At 71.1% G+C, this 22,284-nt stretch carries 21 protein-coding genes; 7 read left to right on the top strand and 14 right to left on the bottom strand.

The genetic code is table 11. The features are described from left to right. Nucleotides 1–12 precede the first annotated feature (12 nt). The 3 genes from Ari01nite_RS24540 to Ari01nite_RS24550 form a co-directional block, all read right to left on the bottom strand. Nucleotides 13–1,032, bottom strand: a complete 1,020-nt coding sequence (locus Ari01nite_RS24540; RefSeq protein ID WP_203784424.1) for an AAA family ATPase — start codon at nt 1,030–1,032, stop codon at nt 13–15. 76 nt (nt 1,033–1,108) lie between these two features. After that, nucleotides 1,109–1,534 carry a (R)-mandelonitrile lyase gene (locus Ari01nite_RS24545; RefSeq protein ID WP_239162992.1) on the bottom strand — a complete coding sequence of 142 codons (426 nt, stop codon included), beginning with the start codon at nt 1,532–1,534 and terminating at the stop codon, nt 1,109–1,111. Then, nucleotides 1,531–2,547 carry a zinc-dependent alcohol dehydrogenase family protein gene (locus Ari01nite_RS24550; protein ID WP_203784426.1) on the bottom strand — a complete coding sequence of 339 codons (1,017 nt, stop codon included), beginning with the start codon at nt 2,545–2,547 and terminating at the stop codon, nt 1,531–1,533. The genes Ari01nite_RS24545 and Ari01nite_RS24550 overlap by 4 nt, the downstream gene beginning before the upstream one ends. Nucleotides 2,548–3,267: 720 nt before the next feature. Between Ari01nite_RS24550 and Ari01nite_RS24555 the strand changes: the two genes are divergently transcribed. Next, complete coding sequence (locus Ari01nite_RS24555) at nt 3,268–3,846, top strand: dihydrofolate reductase family protein (protein WP_203784428.1); 579 nt, start codon at nt 3,268–3,270, stop codon at nt 3,844–3,846. Here the strand turns inward: Ari01nite_RS24555 and Ari01nite_RS24560 are convergent. Further along, nucleotides 3,828–4,454 (bottom strand): helix-turn-helix domain-containing protein, encoded by a 627-nt coding sequence (locus tag Ari01nite_RS24560; protein WP_203784794.1) that lies wholly within the window; start codon nt 4,452–4,454, stop codon nt 3,828–3,830. The genes Ari01nite_RS24555 and Ari01nite_RS24560 overlap by 19 nt on opposite strands. Nucleotides 4,455–4,593: 139 nt before the next feature. Next, complete coding sequence (locus tag Ari01nite_RS24565; RefSeq protein WP_203784433.1) at nt 4,594–5,724, bottom strand: flavin reductase; 1,131 nt, start codon at nt 5,722–5,724, stop codon at nt 4,594–4,596. Nucleotides 5,725–5,842: 118 nt separating this feature from the next. Here Ari01nite_RS24565 and Ari01nite_RS24570 point away from each other — a divergent pair, with 118 nt between their 5' ends. Further along, nucleotides 5,843–6,835 (top strand): Gfo/Idh/MocA family protein, encoded by a 993-nt coding sequence (locus Ari01nite_RS24570; RefSeq protein ID WP_203784434.1) that lies wholly within the window; start codon nt 5,843–5,845, stop codon nt 6,833–6,835. On the opposite strand, the gene Ari01nite_RS24575 is transcribed toward Ari01nite_RS24570, so the two are convergent. From Ari01nite_RS24575 to Ari01nite_RS24585, 3 genes are read right to left on the bottom strand one after another with little or no spacing between them, the layout of a single operon-like run. Continuing rightward, the gene (locus Ari01nite_RS24575) at nt 6,828–7,508 is read right to left on the bottom strand and encodes an alpha/beta fold hydrolase (RefSeq protein ID WP_203784435.1); all 681 of its coding nucleotides are present in this window, start codon (nt 7,506–7,508) and stop codon (nt 6,828–6,830) included. The two genes, Ari01nite_RS24570 and Ari01nite_RS24575, sit on opposite strands and share 8 nt — an antisense overlap. Beyond that, nucleotides 7,505–8,065 (bottom strand): carboxymuconolactone decarboxylase family protein, encoded by a 561-nt coding sequence (locus Ari01nite_RS24580; protein ID WP_203784437.1) that lies wholly within the window; start codon nt 8,063–8,065, stop codon nt 7,505–7,507. The genes Ari01nite_RS24575 and Ari01nite_RS24580 overlap by 4 nt, the downstream gene beginning before the upstream one ends. Continuing rightward, entirely contained in the window at nt 8,062–9,156 is a 1,095-nt protein-coding gene (locus tag Ari01nite_RS24585; RefSeq protein ID WP_203784438.1) for an LLM class flavin-dependent oxidoreductase, read from the bottom strand. The genes Ari01nite_RS24580 and Ari01nite_RS24585 overlap by 4 nt, the downstream gene beginning before the upstream one ends. A 144-nt stretch (nt 9,157–9,300) precedes the next feature. Here Ari01nite_RS24585 and Ari01nite_RS24590 point away from each other — a divergent pair, with 144 nt between their 5' ends. Both Ari01nite_RS24590 and Ari01nite_RS24595 read left to right on the top strand, forming a co-directional pair. Next, nucleotides 9,301–10,818, top strand: a complete 1,518-nt coding sequence (locus Ari01nite_RS24590; protein WP_203784439.1) for an aldehyde dehydrogenase — start codon at nt 9,301–9,303, stop codon at nt 10,816–10,818. Continuing rightward, the gene (locus Ari01nite_RS24595) at nt 10,818–11,516 is read left to right on the top strand and encodes an enoyl-CoA hydratase/isomerase family protein (protein WP_203784440.1); all 699 of its coding nucleotides are present in this window, start codon (nt 10,818–10,820) and stop codon (nt 11,514–11,516) included. Before Ari01nite_RS24590 ends, Ari01nite_RS24595 begins: the two co-directional genes overlap by 1 nt. Before the next feature lie 63 nt (nt 11,517–11,579). Here Ari01nite_RS24595 and Ari01nite_RS24600 read toward each other — a convergent pair whose 3' ends face one another. Together Ari01nite_RS24600 and Ari01nite_RS24605 are read right to left on the bottom strand one after the other, a co-directional pair. Then, entirely contained in the window at nt 11,580–12,017 is a 438-nt protein-coding gene (locus Ari01nite_RS24600) for a GlcG/HbpS family heme-binding protein (protein ID WP_203784441.1), read from the bottom strand. Next, the gene (locus Ari01nite_RS24605) at nt 12,014–12,871 is read right to left on the bottom strand and encodes an NAD(P)-dependent oxidoreductase (RefSeq protein WP_203784442.1); all 858 of its coding nucleotides are present in this window, start codon (nt 12,869–12,871) and stop codon (nt 12,014–12,016) included. The genes Ari01nite_RS24600 and Ari01nite_RS24605 overlap by 4 nt, the downstream gene beginning before the upstream one ends. 141 nt (nt 12,872–13,012) lie before the next feature. Here Ari01nite_RS24605 and Ari01nite_RS24610 point away from each other — a divergent pair, with 141 nt between their 5' ends. The 3 genes from Ari01nite_RS24610 (at nt 13,013) to Ari01nite_RS24620 (ending at nt 16,317) form a co-directional block, all read left to right on the top strand. Further along, nucleotides 13,013–13,711, top strand: coding sequence for a cyclase family protein (locus Ari01nite_RS24610; RefSeq protein ID WP_203784444.1), 699 nt, complete (start codon nt 13,013–13,015; stop codon nt 13,709–13,711). Nucleotides 13,712–13,838: 127 nt separating this feature from the next. After that, complete coding sequence (locus tag Ari01nite_RS24615; RefSeq protein ID WP_203784445.1) at nt 13,839–14,588, top strand: SDR family NAD(P)-dependent oxidoreductase; 750 nt, start codon at nt 13,839–13,841, stop codon at nt 14,586–14,588. A gap of 22 nt (nt 14,589–14,610) precedes the next feature. Continuing rightward, nucleotides 14,611–16,317 (top strand): methyltransferase, encoded by a 1,707-nt coding sequence (locus Ari01nite_RS24620; RefSeq protein ID WP_203784448.1) that lies wholly within the window; start codon nt 14,611–14,613, stop codon nt 16,315–16,317. Here Ari01nite_RS24620 and Ari01nite_RS24625 read toward each other — a convergent pair. The 4 genes from Ari01nite_RS24625 to Ari01nite_RS24640 all read right to left on the bottom strand — a co-directional run bounded on the left by Ari01nite_RS24625 (nt 16,286) and on the right by Ari01nite_RS24640 (nt 22,165). Continuing rightward, on the bottom strand, nt 16,286–17,005 hold the full coding sequence (locus tag Ari01nite_RS24625) for an alpha/beta fold hydrolase (RefSeq protein WP_275410873.1): 720 nt from the start codon (nt 17,003–17,005) through the stop codon (nt 16,286–16,288). The two genes, Ari01nite_RS24620 and Ari01nite_RS24625, sit on opposite strands and share 32 nt — an antisense overlap. 74 nt (nt 17,006–17,079) lie before the next feature. Further along, entirely contained in the window at nt 17,080–17,682 is a 603-nt protein-coding gene (locus Ari01nite_RS24630; protein ID WP_203784451.1) for a class I SAM-dependent methyltransferase, read from the bottom strand. Continuing rightward, entirely contained in the window at nt 17,679–18,821 is a 1,143-nt protein-coding gene (locus Ari01nite_RS24635) for a DUF3419 family protein (protein WP_203784452.1), read from the bottom strand. Before Ari01nite_RS24635 ends, Ari01nite_RS24630 begins: the two co-directional genes overlap by 4 nt. After that, nucleotides 18,818–22,165, bottom strand: a complete 3,348-nt coding sequence (locus Ari01nite_RS24640) for an AMP-binding protein (protein ID WP_203784453.1) — start codon at nt 22,163–22,165, stop codon at nt 18,818–18,820. The genes Ari01nite_RS24635 and Ari01nite_RS24640 overlap by 4 nt, the downstream gene beginning before the upstream one ends. Between the last annotated feature and the right edge of the window lie 119 nt (nt 22,166–22,284).

A 22,284-nucleotide genomic window follows, 5' to 3' on the forward strand; every position in this document is an offset into this window, starting at 1 on the left:
CCGCGCCGGAGTTCACGCCGCCACCCCCAGCCCGAAACCGGTGTTCTCCTGCGATGGAGCGATCACCGGCGGGGTCACCGTGCTCAGCAGACGGTGCACGATGGACTCCGGCTGCACGCCGTCGGCGACCGCGTCGAAGGCGAGGACGAGCCGGTGCGACAGCACGTCCGGGGCCACGTCGAGCACGTCGTTGGGCAGCACATAGCCGCGGCCTCGGAGCAGGGCCAGGGCCCGTGCGGCGGCCACCAGACCGAGGGTGGCGCGGGGGCTGGCGCCGTACGCGAGCTGGCCGGCGACCTCCGGGGCGCCGAAGCGGGCCGGTTCGCGGGTGGCCAGCACCAGCCGCACCACGTACTCGGCCAGCGCATGGTGCACGAAGACGTCGCGCGCCCGGGCCTGCAACCCGAGCAGCCGCACCGGGTCGAGCACCGGCCGGGCGGTCGGCCGCCGCCCGCCCATCCGGTACAGGATGCCCAGCTCGTCCTGGTCGTCCGGGTAGCCGACCACGACCCGCATGAGGAACCGGTCGCGCTGCGCCTCGGGCAGCTGGTAGACCCCTTCGCTCTCGATCGGGTTCTGGGTGGCCAGCACCAGGAACGGCTGCGGCACCGGGTAGGTGCGCCCGCCGATCGAGACGTGGCCCTCGGCCATCACCTCGAGAAGGGCGGACTGCACCTTGGCCGGCGCCCGGTTGATCTCGTCGGCCAGCACCAGGTTGGCCATCACCGGGCCGAGTTCGACGTCGAACGCCTCCCGGCTGGCCCGGTAGATGCGGGTGCCGAGAATGTCCGACGGCACCAGGTCCGGCGTGAACTGGATCCGGTGGAAGCTGCCGCCGACCGCCACCGCGAGCGTCTCCGCGGCGAGCGTCTTGGCCACCCCCGGAACCCCTTCGAGCAGGCAGTGCCCGCCGGCGAGCAGCGCGGTCAGCAGCCGCTCGACCAGCCGGTCCTGCCCGACGATGACCTTCTTGACCTCGAACAGCGTCTGCTCCAGCAGCCGCGCATCGGCGTCGGTCGCCACGTCAGTCATGAGTCTCCCTAGTCGCAGGCTTCGCGTCTCAGGCACCCATGACACCAACCACCACCGAAAGCGAACCGAAGGAAGCTCAGGCGCCCCGGTACTCCTCGTCGGTGACCTTCTCCAGCCACTCGACGTTCCGGCCGTCGCGGACGCCGGTGAGCGCCAGGTGGGTCATCGGGCCGTCCGGTCCCGCTCCGTGCCAGTGCTTGACGCCGGGCGGGCACCAGACCACGTCGCCGGGCCGGATCTCCTCGACCGGCCCGCCCCACTGCTGGGTGCGGCGGGCGCCCTCGGTGACGACCAGGCGCTGCCCGGCCGGGTGGACGTGCCACGCCGACCGGGCGCCGGCCGCGAAGGTGACGTACGCGCCGCCGTACGCCGCCCCCACCTCGGCCGCTTCCTCCTCGGCCGCTTCCTCGCCGGCCGCGAAAAGCGGCTGGACCACGACGTCGCCGGTGAAGTACTCCGCCGGTCCGGGCGCGGCGGGCTGGGAACCACTCCGGATGATCACGGCTGCAGCAACACCTTCACCGCGCGGCGCTCGTCCATCGCCCGGTAGGCCTCCGGCGCCTCGTCGAGCGGCAGCCGCAGGTCGAACACCTTGCCCGGGTCGATCTGCCGCTGCCAGATCAGATCGATCAGCTCGGGCAGGTACTGCCGGACCGGCGCCGGGCCGCCGTGCAGGTGGACGTGCGAAAAGAAAAGATCAAGACCGGGCAGCTGTACGTCGTGCGTGACGCCGACGTAGCCCACGTGACCGCCCGGGCGGGTCGACTTGATGGCCTGCATCATCGACTCCTGGGTGCCGACGGCCTCGAGAACCGAGTGCGCGCCGAGCCCACCGGTCAGCTCCTTGATCCGCTCCACGCCCTCGTCGCCGCGTTCGGTGACGATGTCGGTGGCCCCGAAGTCGAGGGCGAGCTTCTGGCGGGACTCGTGCCGGCTCATCGCGATGATCCGCTCCGCGCCCAGCTGGCGGGCGGCGAGCACACCGAGCAGGCCGACCGCGCCGTCACCCACCACGGCGACGGTCTTACCGGGCCCGGCCTGGGCGGCGACCGCGGCGAACCAGCCGGTGCCGAGCACGTCGGACGCGGCCAGCAGGCTCGGGATCAGGTCGTCCGGCGGCTGCTCCGGGGTGGCGACCAGGGTGCCGTCGGCGAGCGGGACCCGCATGAACTGGGCCTGGGCCCCGCCGACCCCTTCGCGGTGCACGCACGAACTCTGGTAACCGGTGCGGCAGATCTCACAGGTGTTGTCCGAGGCGAAGAACGAACCGACCACGAACTGCCCCGGCCGTACGGTCGCGACGTCCCGGCCGACCTCCTCGACCACGCCGACGTACTCATGCCCCATCGGCCGCGGCCCGTCGAGCTTCTCGATGCCCCGGTACGGCCACAGGTCCGAGCCGCAGACGCAGGCCGCGGACAGCCGGACGACAGCGTCGGTCGGCGCCTGGATACGGGGAACCTCGAGGTCCTCCACCCGGACGTCACCGGGGGCGTGCAGAACAGTGCCACGCATGTTGAACTCCTCTACGACAGCGATGGATCCAGCTAACCGCGCCCCGGGTACCGCGGGGAGTTTCTACCGAAACGTGTACTGGCAGGGCACCCTTCAGCCGTACACCCCGTCGAGGCGCGGACAACCGCTCCGAGGTCCGCGGCTTCCTGGCGTCCCGCCGCTCACGCCGTCACCCCTGTGCCCCCAGCCGCTGCCCGCCCGCCATCTCCCCGGAGCGGAGCCCCGATCTTGCCGAGTCAGGTGTGCCCTGAACAGTGAAGGAGACGTGTTTGTAGGTGGTTTCTGGAGTTGGTGCTGTGCGAGAGAGATGAAGGCTCTGGCCCTTCGGAGCCGCCCATTCGGGGGGAGGCTTCAAACCGCCACATGCTGCGGTCTGAGGTGTCGTTAACAATGAAGTGGCATCGAAACCGGGATTCTTAACTTATTCCGGGATGAGGCGTGCTCGGGATTCGTCGGTAGGCGGGGCTTCAATCGTGCGGAGTTGCGCTCCCGTCGAGTCGTTAATTTTGCAAGATCGGGCGGATTCTAGGGTTGGCACGAGCCCTGATTGAGTTCGTGGGGAGCCGTTTCCTACGGATCGCGCTGGGCGGTGGGGTCCTCGGGGGGTGCGGGGGCCCAGGCGATTGGCCGAGGGTGATGTCGTTTCCGTCCAAGACGGGTGGGGTGGGCGTGACCTAGCGTGTAGCCGGCAGCCCGCACCCAGCAGGAGGAGTCAGCACCATGCGTGACCTCGTCTACACCGGATTCATGTCGCTCGACGGCGTGGTGGACTCGCCCGGCGGCGGGCCGGGGGAGGAGCACCGCAGCGGCGGCTGGGTGTTCAAGGACCTTGAGTTCGTGCCGGAAGCCTGGTCGTTGAAGGGCGACGAGCTGGCCGACACGACGGCGCTGATGTTTGGGCGACGCAGTTATGAGGCTTTTGCCCCGGTCTGGCCTAGGTCGGAAGATCACGCTGGCTATAAAGAGCTGCCCAAGTATGTGGTGTCTTCGTCGCTGTCCGAGGATGCCCTCGTCGACGGGTGGGGGCCGACCACGATTCTGCGCTCCACCGCGGACGTCGCGGCTCTCAAAGAGGGAGCGGGTGGGGCGATCTTCATACACGGTAGTGCGGAGCTGGCCCGGCGGCTGTCCGACGCGGGGCTGATCGATCAGTACAACCTGCTGGTGTTCCCGGTTCTGCTCGGTGCGGGCAAGAGCCTGTTCGGGCGGGCCGACCGGGACAAGCACATGCTGACGCTGCGCGAGTCGGAGAGCTACCCGAACGGGATTCTGAAGCTCGTCTACGACGTCAAGCGCTGATCGAGGTCGAGGGCGATCGCACCGCCGGTGCCCTCGCGCAGCTGGCCGACCGTACGCCCGACGTACGCACGCAGCGCCCGGGCCAGGTGCGGCTCGTCGAAGTAGTCGAGTTTCGCCACCACGTCGGCGGCCGGGTCGCCGGCCGCCAGCAGTTCGGCCGCGGTGCGGGCCCGCTCGATCTGCCGGACCGCGCCCCGGGTCAGGCCCGTCGCGGCGCGGAACCGGCGTTCGACGGTGCGCCCCGAGACCGCCGGGTGGTGACCGCGCAGCACCTCGGCGACGAGCGGGTCCCGGACCACGATCCCGCCCCGGACCAGGCGGTCGACCAGGGCCTCGGCGTCGTCGGGGCCGGGCGTCTCCCAGCGGGCGCCGTCCAGCCGGAACGTCCGGCGGGTGGTGTCGGGCAGCCCGATGCCGCCGTCGACCAGCGTCCCGGTGGGCACCGCCCGCAGCGACGTGCCGACCGCGAACTCGATGCCGGTGAACGTCGCCCCCTCCGGCACCGGCGCCGTGCCGGTGCGGGTCTCGGGGCCGGTGATGCCCGCATGCGACCGGCCCTCGTGCTCCCAGAACACCAGGCCCCACCGCGCCCCGGCGACCGACGTCATCGCGCTGACCCGCTCGCTCGCGCAGGTCCACACGGCGTCGACCCACGGCGAGTCGGACCGGCGCGTCTCGAACCGCAGTCCGTGGCACCCGGTATGGTCTTCACCGACGACCGGAACACCACCACCCACCCGGCGAAAGCTACAGGTGGCCGCCGGTCAGCGACAAGATTTCGCGGACCCGCTCCTTGGCCGCCTCGCAGTAGTCGATCGCGGCCTGGCGGGCGCCGTCCGCGTCCCGCCGGGCGATCGCGTCGACCAGCCGGCCCTGGACCTCGACGAATTTCTGCGACGTCGACGGGGTGGCGCCGAACGAGCGGGTCATCACGCTCTTGATGCTGAGCCGGCCGAACGTCGCGGTCAGCAGGGGATTGCCGGCCAGCGACACCAGGTACTCGTGCAGGGCGTAGTTGGCGTCCAGGTAGCCGTGGAAGTCGACGAAACGGTCGCCGACCAGCTGGGCGGCCATCGCGTCGAAGCGGCGGCGCAACCCGGCCACCTCGTCGTCGGTGATCCGGTCCAGGGCCAGCGCCAGCACGCCCAGTTCGACCGTGAGGCGGGCGTCGAACGTCTCGTCCGACGTGCGCACGTCCAGCGGCGCGATCACGTAGCCCCGGTCGGCGTCGCGGCGCACCAGCCCGTCCGAGGACAGCCGGGTCAGCGCATAGAACGCGGCCGCCTGGTCGACGCCGAGCCGGGTCGCCAGATCCTCCAGCGGCACTGCCTTGTCGGCCGGGTACGCCCGGCTCAGCACCAGCTCGCGGGCCCGGCCGTAGACCTCGTCGTCGCTGGCGAACGCGAACCGGCCGAACCCGCCCCGGAAATAGGTGAGCGGCTGCCCGTTGCCGGCGGTCGCCGAGCGTACCCGGCCCAGAAAAATGGTGTGGGTGCCGCCGGTGACCTCCTCCACCACCTCGCACTCGATGTGCGCGAGCGCGTCGCTGAGCAGCGGCAGCCCGAGCGTGCCCGGGTGCACCGCGACGCCGCGGAACTTGTCGGCCGCCGCGGTGGCGAACTGCCGGGCCAGCTCGCCCTGGCCGTCGCCGAGCACGTTCACCGCGTAGCGGCCCGACTTCGACACCGCCTCCGCCGTCGGCACCGCGTTGTTGATGCAGGCCAGCATCATCGGCGGGTCCGCCGACAGCGACGTCACCGAGCTGGCGGTCATGCCGTTGCGGCTCTCGCCGGTGCCGGTGGTGATGACCGTGACCCCGCTGGCGAGGTGGCCGACGACGTGCCGGAAGTGCGCCGCGTCTACCGAGGGTGCATCCATGCCGCCATCTCACAACGCGAACACCTGACGACACACTCACGTGTGCCGTCACATCTGCCGCCGAATATGACGGTCCGGGACAGTACGCCCGTCCGGCGTTCCGGCTTGACTCATAGGCATGATCAACGCAGCGGTTGTCGGCCTCGGATGGTGGGGCCAGAAGATCATCACCGACCTGGCCGGTAGCGAGCACCTTCGCGTGGTGCTGGGCGTCGACGTCGACGAGCCGGCCCGCGCCGGCCTGGCCGGGCACGGCATCCGCGCCGCCGCCTCGCTGGACGAGGCGCTGACCGGCGACGGCATCGACGCGGTGATCCTCTGCACGCCGCACCGCAGGCACGCCGAGCAGATCGTCCTCGCGGCGCAGGCCGGCAAGCACGTGTTCTGCGAGAAGCCGCTGACCACGAACGGCTGCGAGGCGCGCGCCGCCATCGACGCGGTCCGGGCCGCCGGCGTGCAGCTCGGCATCGGCCACGAGCGGCGCTTCGAGCCGGCCATCCAGCAGTTGCGGGACATGTGCGCGAACGGCGAGCTCGGCGCACCCCTTGTTTTTGAAGGGAATTTCAGCCAGGACAAGTTCCTCGACCTGCCGGAGGACAACTGGCGACTGTCCGCCACCGACGCGCCGGTCGGGCCGCTGTCGGCCACCGGCATCCACATGGTCGACCTGGCCATCGCGGTCTTCGGCCGGCCGACCGAGGTGTGGGCGCGGCTCGGCACGCACGCCACCTCGTTCGGCAACGGCGACACGCTGACCGTGACGATGGGTTTCGCGAACGGCCGGACCGCGCTGATCACCGCGGTGCTGACCACGCCGTTCGCCGGCCGGGTCACGCTGCTCGGCTCGCGCGGCTGGATGGAGATCCGGGACCGCAACCACCCGGAACTGCCACGCGGCTGGGACGTCACGACGGTCTACCGGGGCGGCGAGCCGGAGACCAAGTTCTTCCCGCCGCAGCCGAGCGTCCGGGCCAACCTCGAGGCGTTCGCGCAGTCCGCCGAGGGCAAGGCCGAATATCCGGTCTCCTACGACGAGATGCTGGCCAACGCGGACGCCTTCGAGGCCATCACCCGCTCGGCCCGCAGCGGTCAGATCGAGCGGATCACCTGAGGAAGCGAGTCACCGCGCCGGCGAACGCCCGAGGGTGTTCATACGCGGTGGCGTGCTTTCCAGGCAGCCAGGCCACGCTCGCGTCGGGGAGATTTGCGGCGAACCAGTCGACGGCTTCCCGGAACGGGCGAGCGTCGTCCTTGCCGCAGGCGACCAGCGTCGGGCAGGTGATCGAGGGGGCCAGGGCGGTGGTGTCGGCCGCGGCCAATGCCTCGCAGGTCCGGGCATAACTGTCCGGGTCGCCGGCCAGCAGCATCTCGCGCACCCGCTCCCGGGCTTCCGGCGGCGCGTCGTCGGTGAACCACAGCGCCTCGGTCGGCGCCACCACAAAATCAAGACCATTGCGCCGTACGCCCGCAGCCCGGTCCCGCCACATCGCGCGCATGGCTTCGGGGTAGACGGCGACGGCATCCGCGACCACGAGCCGGCGCACCAGATCCGGCCGCCGGGCGGCGAGCACCTGACCGACCAGACCACCCAGCGAGATGCCGACGACGTCGACCTGCTGGTGCCCGGCCAGGGCCGCCTCGACCGTACCGGCGAAGTATTCGACCGTGGCACCCGCCGGTCCGGGCAGCTCCGGCGTGATCGAGTCCGGCAGCTGGTCGCGTACCGGATCAAAGAATTTGGGGTTGACCCCCAGCGGATGCAGGAGAACCAGCGGAATAGTCACGAGCCCTCCCGAGCCGGCAGCCGGGGCGCGCCGTCGGGCGGGGGAGTGCGCGCCACATTCATGGTCATCGCGAGCGTCGTGTAGTAGCCGGCGGTGCCGACCGCCTCGATCACCCGCGCCTCGCCGAGCGCCGCCACCGCCGCGGCGTACGTGTCATCGGAGACCTGCCGGGTCTCGTGCAGCTCGTCGACCAGGTCGTAGACGACCCCGATCTCGGGCCGCCCGCCACTCGGCCGGACCCCGCGCGACACCGCCTCGACGACGTCGGCGGGCAGGCCGGCCGTCAACGCGAGCGGCTGGTGGAACCCGTACTCGAAATCCTGGTCCCACCGCCGCGCCACGTACAGGATCACCAGTTCCACCAGGTCGTCGTCGAGCACGCTGCCGAACCGCAGGTACTCGCCGACCAGCTGGAGCCGGGTCATCAGCTCGGGGCTGCGCAGCAGCGGCACGAACGGGCCGAAGACGCCGCCGCGCGGGCCGGACGAGATCCGCTCGGCCGCCGCCCGCTGCTCCGCGGTGAGCTCGGCGGGCAGCGGCAGGCGGTCCTGGTTCACGAGAGAGCCGCGTTGACGTCCGGCATCACCTTCTGCGCCATCAGCTCCATCGAGCGCTTGGCCAGCCGGGGGTCGACCCAGTCGAGGCCGGCGTAGACCAGCTCGCCGAAGTCGCCGACCTCCTCGCGGAACGACAGGATCTGCTCGGTGACCGACTCCGGCGTGCCGGTGATCACCAGCTTGTCCAGCACGTAGTCCAGGGTGACCTCGTCGTCCGGCTGGTCGCGCCGGGTCTTGAACAGCTCGAGCCGGCCCAGCTTGCGCATCTTCTTGAGCATCTGCGAGTAATAGAAGCGGTAGGGGCTGTCCGCATTGCCGCGGCCGTACGCCTCGGCCACCGCCGCGTCGTCCGCGACGAAGACGGTGCGCGCGATCCGCCAGTCGGCCGGGTCGGCCACCTCGCCCGCGGCCTCCTTGCCCTGCACGTAGTTGGGCCAGTGGGTGGCGACCCATTGGGGCAGCAAAAAGTTGGCGGACAGCGGGTGGAAGTCGCGCCTGCCCATCGCGATCACGCCCTTGGAGAACGGCGCCACCACGGTGCCGACGATCTCCGGGCGCGGCTGCTGCAGCGGCTTCGGCAGGATGCCCACCCCGAAGTCGAGGTCCATGGTGCTGGCGGTGGTCACCGTGAAGCGGTTGTCCGGCAGGTCGATGTCGTACGGCGCCTCGGACTCCCAGATCGCGGTGATCACGTCGATCGCCTCGGCGAACATCTTGTTGCGGTCCTCGGCCAGGATGCCCAGCGCCTCGGCGTCCGAGGTCAGCGCGCCCGGGCTGATGCCGAGGATGAACCGGCCGTCGCTGAGGTGGTCGAACATCGCCGAGTTCGCGGCGACCAGCACCGGGTGCTGCTGGGACAGGTTGGTGGTGCCGGTGGCCAGCCGGATCTGCCGGGTGTCCGAGATCAGCGTCGCGAGGAACAGCAGGCTGTTGGTGATGTTCTCGTGCTGGTCGGTGAGGTGCTCCCCGATGAACGCGTCGTGGAAGCCCAGCTGGTCGGCCAGGATCACGGCGTCCCGGTCCTCCCGGAGCGTCTCGGCCCAGGTGCGGCCGAGCGGGTGCAGGGGCATCGAGAAGTAACCCAGTCTCACGGCGTGGCCTCGCTTTCCTCTTGGTCAAACCGCAGTCTCGTTCGGGATCTGGCAGCGCACACTGGCGTGTCCTGTGATTCCGCCGCCGGTGAATGACGTCCGGCGTCAGTGACCGCCTTTTTTCTCGCGCCTAATGTCCAGGTCATGACAACGCTGGAGCTTTCCTCGGGGCCGCTGCCGACCGGGCTGCGCATCGGCGGCCGGGTGGTGACCGGCCGGGGACCGCGGCTCGACGTGGTCAACCCGGCGACCGGCGGCGTGCTGGCGGTGGCGGACAGCGCCGACCCGACTGACGTCGAGGAGGCCGTCCGGGTGGCCCAGGCGACGTTCGACTCCGGGGCCTGGAGCCGGATGCCGATCCACGAACGGTCCCGCATCCTGCACCGGTTCGCCGACGGGATCGCGGCCCGGATGACCGACCTGTACCGCCTGGAGACCGCCAACAACGGGCGCCCGCTCACCGAGACCCGCGCCCAGATCACCCGCCTGCCCGAGTGGTACCGCTACAACGCCTCGCTGCTGCTGGCCGACCGGGACGCGGTGGTGCCGATGCCCGGGCCGTACCACTCGTACACGTCCCGGCTGCCGCTCGGCGTGGTGACGATCCTGGCGTCGTTCAACCACCCCATGATGATCGCGTCGAAGTCGCTGGCCCCCGCCCTGGCCACCGGAAACTCGATCGTCCTGAAACCGTCCGAGCAGACCCCGCTGACCGCGATGCTGCTGGCCGACATCGCCCACGAGGCCGGCATTCCGGACGGCGTCCTCAACGTGCTGAACGGCCTGGGCCCGGTGGTCGGCGCCGCCCTCTGCGAACATCCGCTGGTCAAGAAGGTGGTCTTCACCGGCGGCACCGAACCCGGCCGCTCGATCGCGGTGGCGGCCGCCCGGCGCTTCGCCAAGACCACCCTCGAACTGGGCGGCAAGTCCCCGGTGCTGATCTTCGACGACACCCCCGTCGAGGTGGCCGCCCGCGGCGCCGCGTTCGGCGGTTTCATCGGCGCCGGCCAGACCTGCATCGCCGGCAGCCGCCTGGTGGTGCAGCGCAGCATCCACGACGAGTTCGTGGCGTCGCTCGCGAAGATCGCCGAGAGCATCCGGATCGGCGACCCGAACGACGAGGCCACCCAGCTGGGGCCGGTGATCTCGGCGCGGGCCCGGGACCGCATCCTCGGCTGCGTAGAATCCGGCGTGGCGGCCGGCGCCCGGGTGGTGACCGGCGGCGGCGCGGCCTCGGTGCCCGGCCTGTCCGGTGGCTTCTTCGTGCAGCCCACGGTGCTGGCCGACGTCACCAACGAGATGGACGTGGCCCGCTCCGAGATCTTCGGCCCGGTCGTCGTGGTGATCCCGTTCGACGACGAGGACGAGGCCGTGGCAATCGCCAACGACTCCCCGTTCGCGCTGGGCTCGGCGATCTGGACCCGCGACGTGGCCCGGGCCCACCGGGTGGCGTCCCGGATCGAGGCCGGCATGGTCTGGGTCAACGACCATCACCGCCTCGACCCGTCCTCGCCGTGGGGCGGCCTGAAGGAGAGCGGCACCGGCCGGGAGGGCGGCTGGGAGTCGTTCCACGACTTCACCTACGTCCGCGCGGTCACGGTCCGCACGGCCCCCGACGACATCGACTGGTACGGCGGAGTAGCGACCGGAAGGCTGAACTGATGCTCACCTTCGACCTGGCCGACGGCGTGCTGCTGACCACCTTTTCGCGCCCCCCGCAGAACCTGTTCAGCATCGAACTCTGCGCCGAACTGGCCGCGGTGCTGGACAACCCGCCCTCCGGCGCCCACGTGCTGCGCTTCCGGGCCACCGGCGACGTCTTCTGCCTGGGCCGCGACCGGGGCGGCGCCACCCCCGCCGAGATCCGAGCCGAAGCCACGGCGCTGGCCGCCCTGACCCGCTCGGCCCAGCGCACCAGCCTGGTGACGGTGGCCGAGGTGCAGGGCGACGCGGCCGGCTTCGGGGTGGGCCTGATCGCCGCCTTCGACGTGGCCGTCGCGGTCCGTGAGGCCACGTTCCGCTTCCCCGAGGTGGGCATAGGCTTGGCACCGGCCCTGGTCCTGGCCTGGCTGCCCCGCGTGGTGGGCCGCCGCGAGGCCTTCTGGCTGACCGCGACCGGCTCGCCCCTGGAAGCTTCCCGGGCGGTCGAACTGGGCCTGCTCAACGAGGTGGCCGACTCCCCGTCGGCCCTGACCAAGCGCGTCGACGAGATGGTCACCGAGCTGCGCTCGCACAGCCCGCGGGTGCACGCCGACATCAAGGACATGCTCCGCGTCTTCGCCGACGTGGGCGACGAGCGCGCCCTGGACGTCAGCATCGACCGCCTGGTGGTCGGCTCCCTGCGCCGCAACGACCCCTGACCGAGCCAGCCCCCGACCGCTTTCCGCGATCGCCTTCGCTTCCCAGTGCGGCCGGGTGCGGCCTCAGTCACCCGCTCGGTCGGTCACTGGTCCGTCCGGCTCGGCGCCGCGCGTACCCTCTAAAATGCATCTCTCGTCCACATCGGACACGTCGCCGCTGACGCCGATTGCGCCCACGACGGTGCCTGCGGCATCGCGCAGCAGGACGCCTCCGGGGGCGGGCGCCAGGCGGCCGCCGGTTACCGCGGCCAGCGTGCCGAAGAAGACCGGCTGGCGCTCGGCGCGCGTTGCGATCTCGCGGGAGGACATGCCCATGCCCAGGGCGCCGTAGGCCTTGGCCGTGGCTATCTCGACGCGCAGGATGCCGGCGCCGTCCTCGCGCTTGACCACGACGGGGTGGCCGCCGGCGTCGAGCACCACGACGGCCAGCGGGGCGGCGCCGATCTCGCGGGCGTGTTTCAGGGTCGCGTCGGCCAGGGATTCGGCGTGGGCCAGTCTCATCGCTCGTCACCTCGGAGGATTTCGAACAGGGCGGCCGCGTCGGCGTCGGCCCAGCCCTCGTCGGCGGCCCGGGCGTAGAGGGGCAGCGTGGCGTCCAGGACGGGGGTGGTTACGCCCACCGTGCCGGCCAGCTCGCGGACCAGGGCGACATCCTTGAGGAACATCGACACCTTCGCGGTGGCGGGGCGGTAGGTGCGGTCGACCATGAGCGGGCCGCGCTTGTCGAAGATGACCGAGCCGCCGGCGCCGTCGCGGATCACGTCGAACAGGAGCTTGGGGTCGAGGCCGGCGGCGGTGCCCAGGGCGAAGGCCTCCGCGGTCGAGGCGTTGTGGATCGAGACGAGGAGGTTGGCCACCAGCTTCATCGTGGTGCCGTTGCCGAAGGCGCCCAGGTGTTGCACGGAACGGGCGAAAGCCTCCAGCACCGGGCGCACGGTCGCGAAAACCTCGGCGTCGCCGCTGCCCAGCACGACCAGGTCACGGGTCCGGGCCTGGGCGCCGGTGCCGCTGATCGGGCAGTCCAGCAGCGTGCCTCCGGCGGCCTCGATCAGCTCGCGGCACCGGTTCTTGACGGCCGGCGACAGCGTCGAGGTCTCCACCACGGTGACGCCGCCCAGCTCGCCGCACACCGCCAGCGCAGCCTCGGGACCGGGCAGCGACGTCACCACCACGTCCGCCTCGCGCGCCAGATCGGCAAGCGTGGCCGCCCGCCCGCCGCGGGCCACCAGCGCGTCCACCGCGGCCGGATCCACGTCGCTGCCGAGCACGTCGAAGCCGGCCGTCAGCAGGTGGCCGGAGATCGCCGACCCCATGATGCCCAGTCCGACCACGCCGACCGTTTTCGCTGTCGTCATCCGGTCACCGTAGGGCGGTCCGGGGCCGGCCCGGGTGTCGCGAGCCGTCAGTGTGCGGGCGGCGAACTGCTGGTCGACGGGAGTCCCTTCGGCGCCGGACGAACCTAGGGTTCCGGTACCTCAACCTTCAAGGAGCGCGTCGTGCAGCTCGTCGACCTGTCACAGGACATCTACCAGGGCATGCAGGTGTACCCCGGGCACCTCAAGACCGTGGTGTTCGACCACGCGACGCACGAGGAGACCGCGCTGCGGTTTGTCGGCGGCTTCTCGTTCCAGACCAAGGGCATCATCATGAACGACAACGGGCCGACCCACGTCGACTCGTTCTCGCACCTCGACCCGGACCCGTCCGCGCAGAGCATCGACCAGATGTCGCTCGACCTGTTCTACGGTCCCGCGGTCTGCCTGGACGTCTCGCACGTGCCGGCCCACCAGGACATCACCGCCGAGCACCTGGACGCGGCGCAGGAGACCGGCGGCGTCACCGTCGAGCGCGGCGACATCCTGCTGCTGCACACCGGCACCCACGGTCGCTACGCCGGCCAGCCGCAGTACCTCTCCGACTTCCCCGGCCTGGGCGAAACCGGCAGCGAGTGGATCGTCGAGCACGGCGTGAAGACGTTCGGCGTCGACAGCCCCACCCCCGACAACCCGACCAGCAAGTCGTACCCCTGCCACATGATGTGCCGCCGGCACCACATCACCCACTACGAGAACCTGACGAACCTGGACAAGCTGATCGGCAGGCGCTTCACGTTCATCGGCTTCCCGCTCAAGGTGATCGGTGCCCACGGCGGCCCGACCCGCGCGGTAGCTCTGCTCGAGGACGACGCGGCGTGACCGCCTGCACCGAGCGGCACCCAGCCGCACCGAACGAGTCTTCAGTCCGTTTCTGGGCGGCGGGTGGGGCGGTTGGATGGGGCGCCGCGGGCGAGGGCCAGAAGGGCATGCCTAAGGAGGACACAGCATGACCCTGGCGGGCCGGACCGCCCTGGTCACGGGTGCCGGGAACGGCCTGGGCCGGGCGATCACGCTCGCCCTGGCCGGGCAGGGCGTCCGGGTCATCGCGGCCGGCCGCAACCGGGCGCGGCTGGACGAGGTGGCCGGGCCCTCGGTCGTCGCCGCCACCGTCGACGTCGCCGACCCGGCCAGCGTGGCCGCCCTGGCCGGCACCCTCGGCGGCGAGACGATCTCCATCCTGATCAACAACGCCGGCATCCCCGGTCCGGTGGCCGCCCTCACCGACATCGAACCGGACGACTGGGACGAGGTCTTCGCCGTCAACGTCCGCGGTATCTACCTGATGTGCCGGGCCTTCCTCCCCGCCATGGTCGCCCGGGGCTCCGGCGACGTCATCAACGTGGCCTCGGTCAGCGGCAAGCGCCCGCTGATCCGCCGCACCCCGTACACCGCCAGCAAAATGGCCGTGATCGGCCTGACCAGAACACTGGCCTACGAGGTGGGCCCGGCCGGCGTCTCGGTCAACTCGCTCTCACCCGGTCCGGTCGAGGGCCCGCGGATGACCCGCAACTTCACCCTCGAGGCCGAACGCACCGGCACCACCTACGAGCAGGCCCACGAGGCCTTCGTCTCGCGCGCCGCCCTGCACCGCATGCTCACCGAGGACGAGGTGGCCGCAGCCGCCATCGCCATGCTGCACATGCCCGGCCTCTGCGCCGCCGACATCGATCTCTCGGCGGGGATGGTCGCGCCCTGAACCAGGGTGATACAAGTACGGCATGAAGCCGGGGATGGGATCCGTCGAGGAGGCGCACGCCGGCCACCTCGAGACGCTGCTGTCCTTCGTGGACAGCAAGGAGCTGGATCGGCGCGAGACCTTCCACGTCTGGGAGGCGGAGCTGCCGCCGGCCGAGCGCGAGGCGTTCGGCGCGCTCGCGGAGTCGGCCGCGATCCGGGAGAGCATCCTCGAGGCCTTCCCCGGCTGCACCGTCCACAATGTCAGTTCGATGGACGAGGTCTACGTCTCGAACATGGGCGCCAAGGGCTCCGACAACGCGTTTCTCCAGCACCACATCGACGGGCCGTTCGGCTTCTTCCCGTTCCTGACCCTCCTGCGGTGCCTGGTCGTGATCCGGGGGAACGACCGCGTCGCGACGGTGTTCGTGGCGCAGAAGCGGGCCAGCACGCTGCGCACGGGGCAGTTCTGCTGGTTCGACTACAACCGGGACATCCACTACATCACCAAGAGCGGCGACCAGGAAGAACTTCTGGACGACAGCCGCATCTGTCTCAAGGTGCACTACGCGGTCGCCCCGCAATGGATCGGGCCGGTCCGTGGTCTCTTCGCCGGGTGGAACGACACCTACAACCGGCGGGCGCGGCAGCTTTTCCTCGCGAGCAAAAATCCGCAGTCGGCGATCGGCAAGTTCCTCGGCGCCGTGGTAAACGGCGGCACGTTCCTCTACCCGCTGTTCCTGCGGTACGTCGGCGTGCTCAACCTGCTCGTCATTCTCCTGTTCTGGCAGGTGACCGCGGGGCAACCGGTCGAGCGGACCTACGTCTTCAGCTTCGTCCACTACTTCCTCTACTTCGTCGCCTACGCGTTCCGGGCGGTCGAGCCCGGGAAGTTCGCGCGCGACGCGACGCTGTTCCAGCTGATCGCGCTCGGCACTCTGTTCTATCAATACGGGCGGATGGGGCTCGATGTGCCGTCGCTCGCGGTCGCGGCGGCCGGGTTCGGGCTGTCCGGGCTGGCGTTCCTGCGGCTCGGCGCGGACCGGACGTACTTCGGGGCGGAGTTCGGCATCGTTGCGCCGGGCCGGGTCTCGGGATTCCCGTACGGCGTCATCCCCCACCCCATGATCGCCGGCAAGCTCATCGGGTTCGCCGGGCTCGCGCTGCATGCCCCGTTCCGCGCGGCGTGGTGGCCGCTGCTGGTCGCCCACGTGGTCTGTTACCTGCTCGTCCTGTGCCAGGAGGTGGCGGGGCGGCACCTGGGGGACAGCTATCGGTTCGAGGCGACGTACCGGGACTTCGCCCGCTTCCACCAGCGGACCGGGAACGTGGTCGTCCATCTCGTCACCACGGGGATCGGCCTGCTCGGCATCCTCGGCCTCATCGGCGCGTCCGCGCCGCCGTCCGCGGTGGCTTTTGCCGCGGCCCTCTACGCGTTCTTCTGCGCGTACACGGCGCCCGATCAGACGGCGCTGATGTCGATCCTGTACGTGGGTGTCGTGCTGGCCGCGTACTTCGTTCTCCCGCCGCTCGGCTGGCTCGTCCCGGCCGGGCTGCTCGTCGCCGGCACGCTCGCGCAGGAGCTGTCCCACGTCGTGTATCGCGAACGGACCTACCTGAGTTCCTACCAGGGCCAACGCGGGGCCTGGGGGCAGTTCGTGCTGCACAGCGTGCTGCTGGTGCCGCTACTGTGCCGGGCGGCGTTCTTTCGCGCGGCGATCAGAGACCCGAGCGGGCAACCAGCCGCCTGACGGCGTGCCGGATCTCCATCGGCCGTTCGAAGGCGATCGCGTGACCGGTGTCCGGCAGGACCGTCAGCCGCGCGTCGGGGAGGCGCTCCGCCAGCACGCGTGAGTTGCGCGGCGAGAGCACCCGGTCGCCGGCGCCGACGATGAGCTCGACCGGCACGTGGACGGCTCCCAGGCGACGGGCAGTGCGATGCGCCGACATCGCGATCGCCTGCAAGAGGGAGTTGAGGCGGGAATACGGCTCCTGCCGCTGAACTGCCCGGAGAGGCGCCAGCAGCTCCGGATCCGCTGTTTCGTGGACGAGCAAACGGTCGCATTTCCTCCACACGCGGACGTCCTTGGACAACGCGGCCGCGACGGTGATTGGCAGCGAGCGGAGGAACTCCGGCGAGATGGCGCCGCCGCCGGCCGAACTGGCCGACAGCACCAGCCCGGCGACCCGGTGCGGGTGCCGGAGGGCGAGGTGCTGCGCGACCATACCGCCCATCGAGTCGCCCACCACGATCGCGCGTGCGTCCCCGAGTACCTCGGCCGCGTCATCGGCGAGCGTCGCCATCGTGTACGGCCGCCACGTACGCGCCGATTCGCCGGTGCCGCGGTGGTCGAGGAGCACGACCCGGAACGGGAGCGGACCCACCCGGTCCAGCCAGGGTATCCAGCTGCTCCCCGATCGCCCGTAGCCGGCCATCATCAGGAGCACCGGATCGCCGCCGTCGCCGGATACCTGGTAGGAAAGCCGGCCGACCCGTCGGCGCGACAGCCCGGTCACGCCGTGAACCGGGCGACGACGTAATACCGGAGCGGACCGTGCTCGACGAGGTTCGCGCGGTGGTGGTGCAGCAGATCGTCCGGCACCGCCTCGACATGGAACGCGGCGAGGAACTTCCGCATCGCGCGCCGGGGCAGCGCGTGCAGCCCGGCCAGATCGGCGAAGTCGACGATCCACAGCTCGCCGCCGGGCGCAAGATGCCGGCGTGCGTTGTCGATCGCCCGGTCCGGGTCGATGACCATCGAGAGGCAGTACGACATCAGGATGCGCTGCGGCGGCACGCCGAGCACGGCACCGATGTCCCCGTCCTCGGCGAAGCCCGGATCGATCCGGGCCCAGGGGCAGCGGCGCCGGGCGTGCGCGCGCATGACGTCGCTCGCCTCCATCCCGCCGAGCGTCGCGCCCGGCCGTCTGCCGTGCAGCCGGGCGAGGTTGCGTCCGGTGCCCGGGCCGATCTCCACGAGCGTCGTCCAGTCGCCGGCCAGAAGACGATGGAGCAGGGGATCGCGACCGAACAGGAAGTACTTCCGCGACACGTCATAGACGTGATGAGTGAGGCGGTAATAGCGATCGAGAAAAGCCTGATGTTCGGGCGTCATCCGAGCACCCGGTAGACGTCGACCCGGCCGTAGAGCCGCGTCCGTTCCTGCTCGCTCGCCTGGCTGGAGGCCGGCTCGACGCGTTCGTACCGATCCGACAGGCCGGCGCGGTCGACGACACACCCGCTCTCCACGCTGCGGGTGAGCACGAGGGCACCGGGGCCGCCGACCCTGGCGATCCCGTGCAGCAGTTGCCGCTGCGCCGCGGCCGGCAACCAGTCCAGCACGTCGCAGAGGGAGAAGTGGGACCACTGCCCGGGCGCGGCATCGGCAATCATCCGTTGCAGCGACTGGCGGTGGAACGCCACCCGGGTGGGAGCCGCGAGTGCCCGCTGGTGGTTCTCCGCCCGCAGGTAGGGCGGAACCGCCTCCGGGTGATCGTGGTTGAACTCGCCGGTGAGGCCCACCCAGACGAACCAGTTGGTCTCCAGATCGGTCTGTGCCAGTCGTCCGAGATGCGCGGTGACGACCTCCATCATGGTCGCCGCCCGGTTCTCGCGGAGGTTGCGCTGCCGCTGCTCGAAGTTGACGCCGATGCCCAGCAGGAACAGCGGCGTGTTGACCAGGGCACGCATCGGCCAGGCTCGCTCGATCGAGGTGAGGATCGGGGACAGGCGCGCGAGACGGTCGGCGGGCGGGAGCCGGTGCAGGCCGTGCAGGAAATCGGCATCCACCCGCACCTTCCGCCGGAGCCACCGCTGCAGGGTTCCGACCAGTCCCTCGGCGTACAGGTTGTGCCGGAATCGGCGGTGATTCGCGCTCCAGTACTGCCCTACCCAGGCCGGCAGGTCGCTCATCAACGGCTGGAGAGTTCGTTCCGGATCGCCGTGCCGGCCCCGGCCGAGCAGTTGGTAGAACTCGCCATAGGACGTCACCCGTCGCGTCGCGGCGACCTTGAGGGCGGCCAGCGCCAGGTGGTGCGGGTTGGTGTCGATCGCGTCGATGCGCGCCGGGTGAGCGGCCAGCAGGCCGGCCACCCCGCAGCCGGCCCCGCTCACCGCCAGCACCCGCGAGTGGGAGTCCAGCCCCAGGACCCGGTTGTCCACCTCCGAGTCCTCGTAGAGCAGGGCGAAGGTGAAGAGACGCTTGAAGGTCGCGGCGAAGGCGCGATCGGCGACTTGCTGGATCCGTTCGGTCATCTGCGGCGCAGTTCGGCCCGGAAGCTGTTCACCCATTCATCGATCTCCCCGCCCGCCCACCGCAGGTGGCGGGGCGAGTAGTACCAGTCGAGGCGGGTGACGCCCTCGACAATGGAGCATTCGAGGTAGAGCGGTGGCTGCTTCACGCCGCACTCGGGATCCCACATGTCGCCGAGCGGGGCGTCCCGCGGCGAGAAGAGGCCGCTCCGGCTCCGGGTCGGCAGCTCGCCCTGGAAGTTGAACCAGAGCGTCGGCGCGGGCGCATCGAGGATGCCCTTTTCCCCGTTCAGATAGGTCAGGCAGTCGAACGACATGCCCGCGGAGGGCACCAGGCTGAGGCGTTCGCTCACCGCGGCCAGCGTCTCTGCCGGCGTCTGGGCGGAGCTGTCCTCGAAGGCGAGCGGGAAGCTGCAGTGCAGATCGCCGACGGTCCGGGAGAGATCGAGGCCGTGCACCGCCGCCTGCCGGCCGGAGCTGGAGAGTTTGACCGCGAGACGGCCGCAGCCCCACTGGCGCTGAGCGGTCCGTACCAGGGCCGCGAGCAGCGTCGTGGCGATCGGCGAGCGGCGTCCGCCGGTGCGCACGTCGCGGAGTGCGCGGGTCTCGTCGGGGGTGAGGTGATGCCGGGTGCTCGCCAGGTCTTTCATCGTGACCCCCGGATGGATCCGCGAGTCGTAGGCGGCCGGCGGCGGCGCGTCGAGCTGGGCGCGCCAGAAATCGAGATCGGCGACCGCGCCGGTGTGCGCGAAGTCGTTCATCCAGCGCGAGTACGTCGCGAAACGCGCCGAGGCGCGGGCGAGCCGAAGAGGTGCGTCCCGCTCGTCCAGCTGGCAGAGCCGGTCCAGCTCGTCGACGAGAATGCCCAGCGTGACGCCGTCCATGACGAGGTGGTTGACGGTGAGGAACAGGCGTTGCCCGGCGCCCGCGGCCACCAGGAGCAGCCGCATCACCGGACCGTTTTCGAGGTCGAGGCGGCGATGCTGGTCGTCCAGGAGCGGCCGGAGCTCGCCGGGCTCGCTGACCGACTCGACGGCGAAGCTGCCCTCGATGTCGCCGTAGTGCTGGGCGAAGCGGCCGTCCTCCCGGCGGACCCGCAGGCGCAGCGCCTCGTGCCGTTCGACCAGCGCGGACACGGCCCGGTGCAGACGCTCGGGGGTGAGCCGCCGGTGCACGTCGAGCAGGACCGCGCGGTTCCACCAGTTCCACTGCCCCAGCTGCAGGGCGTGCACCTGGGCGGCGCTCAGCGGGACCTCGCCCTCGTTCGGCTCCGCGGGCGCCGCCTCGTCCGGCTCGAACCGCCCGACGAGGGTCGCCAGCGTCCGCACGGTCAGGCCGTCGGAGAGGCTCGCCGGCGGCACGTGTGCCCCGGTCCGATCCTCGATCCGCCTGGCCAGGTCCATCATGCCGAGCGAGTCCAGGCCGAGGTCGCGCAGCGGCACATCCACCGGCACGGCGCCCGGATCGGCCAGCTGCACGGCGGCCGCGATTTCGGTGCGGAGCAACCAGAGCACGTACGGCGCAGCCGGCTCCGCCTCCGGTTTGGCGCGCACCGGCCCGGCGAGTGCCGACGAACGCAGTGCGCCGCCGGCCCACCGCCGGGCGCACTCGCCGCGCTGCAGTTTGCCGCTCGTGGTCTTGGGCAGGCTGCCGGGCTTCATCAGGAGGATCTCGTGGCACTGTACGCCGCTGTGCGCGGCCACCGCGGCGCGGATCGCGGACCGGGCCCGGTCGAGCGGCACGGGCTCGCCGCTCTCCAGGACCTTGCGGCGCAGCTCGGCCGCCACCACCACCCGCTCGACGCCGTCGACGTGCACGCCGAAGGCGACCGCGTTGCCCGGCCGGAGGGCCGGATCGGCCGCCACCACCGCCGCCTCCAGATCCTGCGGATAGATGTTGCGGCCGCCGACGATGATGAGGTCCTTGAGACGGCCGCAGACGAACACCTCGCCGTCCGTGCCGATCACCCCGAGGTCGCCGGTGCGCAGGAATCGCCGTTCGTCGTCGATGGCCAGGCGCGCGGCGAAGGTGGCCGCATTTTCCTCGCCGGTCCGTCCCCAGTAGCCGCTCGACACGCTCGCGCTCGAGACCCAGAGCTCGCCCACCACGTGCGGTGGCTGCGGCCGCCGCGTGACCGGGTCGACGGCCAGCACCGACACGCCGAGCTCCGCGTCCGGGACGCCGCTGCCGACGAGCGTCACCACCGGTGCGCCCGGAGCGGCCGGGACGATCCGGCCGTCCCGGTCGAGCACGGTCCGGTCGCCGTGGAGCAGGGTCGGCTTGTCGCCGACCCGGCCGCAGACGAACAACACGGCCTCGGCCATGCCGTAGACGTTGCAGAACGACGCCGGGTCGAAGCGCATCGGGGCGAGTCCGGCGGCGAAGCGGTCTATCGTCGCCGCCAGCATCGGCTCGCCGCCCTGGAGCGAGGCGCGCAGCGACGAGAGGTCGAACGCGTCGCCGTCGCGCAGCCCGCGCAGCACGTACTCGTAACCGAAGTTCGGGGCGGCGATGTGCGTGCCGCGATAGCGGTCGATCGCCTCGAGCCAGAGGCGGGGCTCGGCCAGGAAGGTCAGCGGCGAGAAGGCGATGCACCGGGCCCCGGTGTGCATCGCGTTCAGGATGCCCCCGGCGAGCCCCATGTCGTGGAACAGGGGCACCCAGCCGACCAGCACCGACCCGCCGTCGACCCGGGTGTTGCGCGCGATCAGCTCGAGGTTGTGCGCGAGGTTGGCGTGCCGCACCACGACGCCCTTGGGCGCCGACGTCGAGCCGGACGTGTATTGGAGGTAGACGGTGTGGTCGGCGCCGAACGCGCTCGCCGCGCGGGCGAGCCGGTCGGCGGCCGCCGACCGGCTCGCCCGCGCGGCCCGGTCCGCCGGCAGCCAGGAGAGCTCCGGCCAGCTCGCGGTCTCGCGGCCGCGCAGCCGACTGGTCACGCCGTCGCGCACCGACGCGAGCCTGCTGAGCGCGCGGTATCTGGCATGGGTGAGCGCGACGCGCGCGCCGCTGTCCGCGGCGACGTGCCGGAGTTTCGGCAGTTCCCGGTCGAGGTGCCGCGGATCGGGGCTGGCCACCGGAACCGCGATCGCGCCGAGCAGCAGGCACCCGAAGAAGCTCGCCACGAAATCGAGACCGTCGTCCGGTGGGAAGATCAACAGGACCCGGTCGCCGCTGCCGGCCCCGGCCGACTCGAGCAGGTCGGCGACCCCCGCCGCCCGCCGCACGACCTCCTCGCAGTCGGCGGACTCGTGCTCCCGGCCGTGGCGGTCGAGGAACGAGTAGAGCGGCGCCCGCGGAGCGGTGTCGAGGCGGTCGACCATGGTGGTGAGGAGGCTCGCGGTCATCCCTGACTCCGTTGCGGACGTTGCAGGCATCATTGCAAACAGACGCCGGTGTTCGCTGCCCGGCGAACCCGGCGGTAGGCTTCCGTCCTCTCTGGTCCGCACGCCGCTTACGGGGAGAT

Source organism: Paractinoplanes rishiriensis (genome assembly GCF_016862375.1).
Taxonomy (GTDB): domain Bacteria; phylum Actinomycetota; class Actinomycetes; order Mycobacteriales; family Micromonosporaceae; genus Actinoplanes; species Actinoplanes rishiriensis.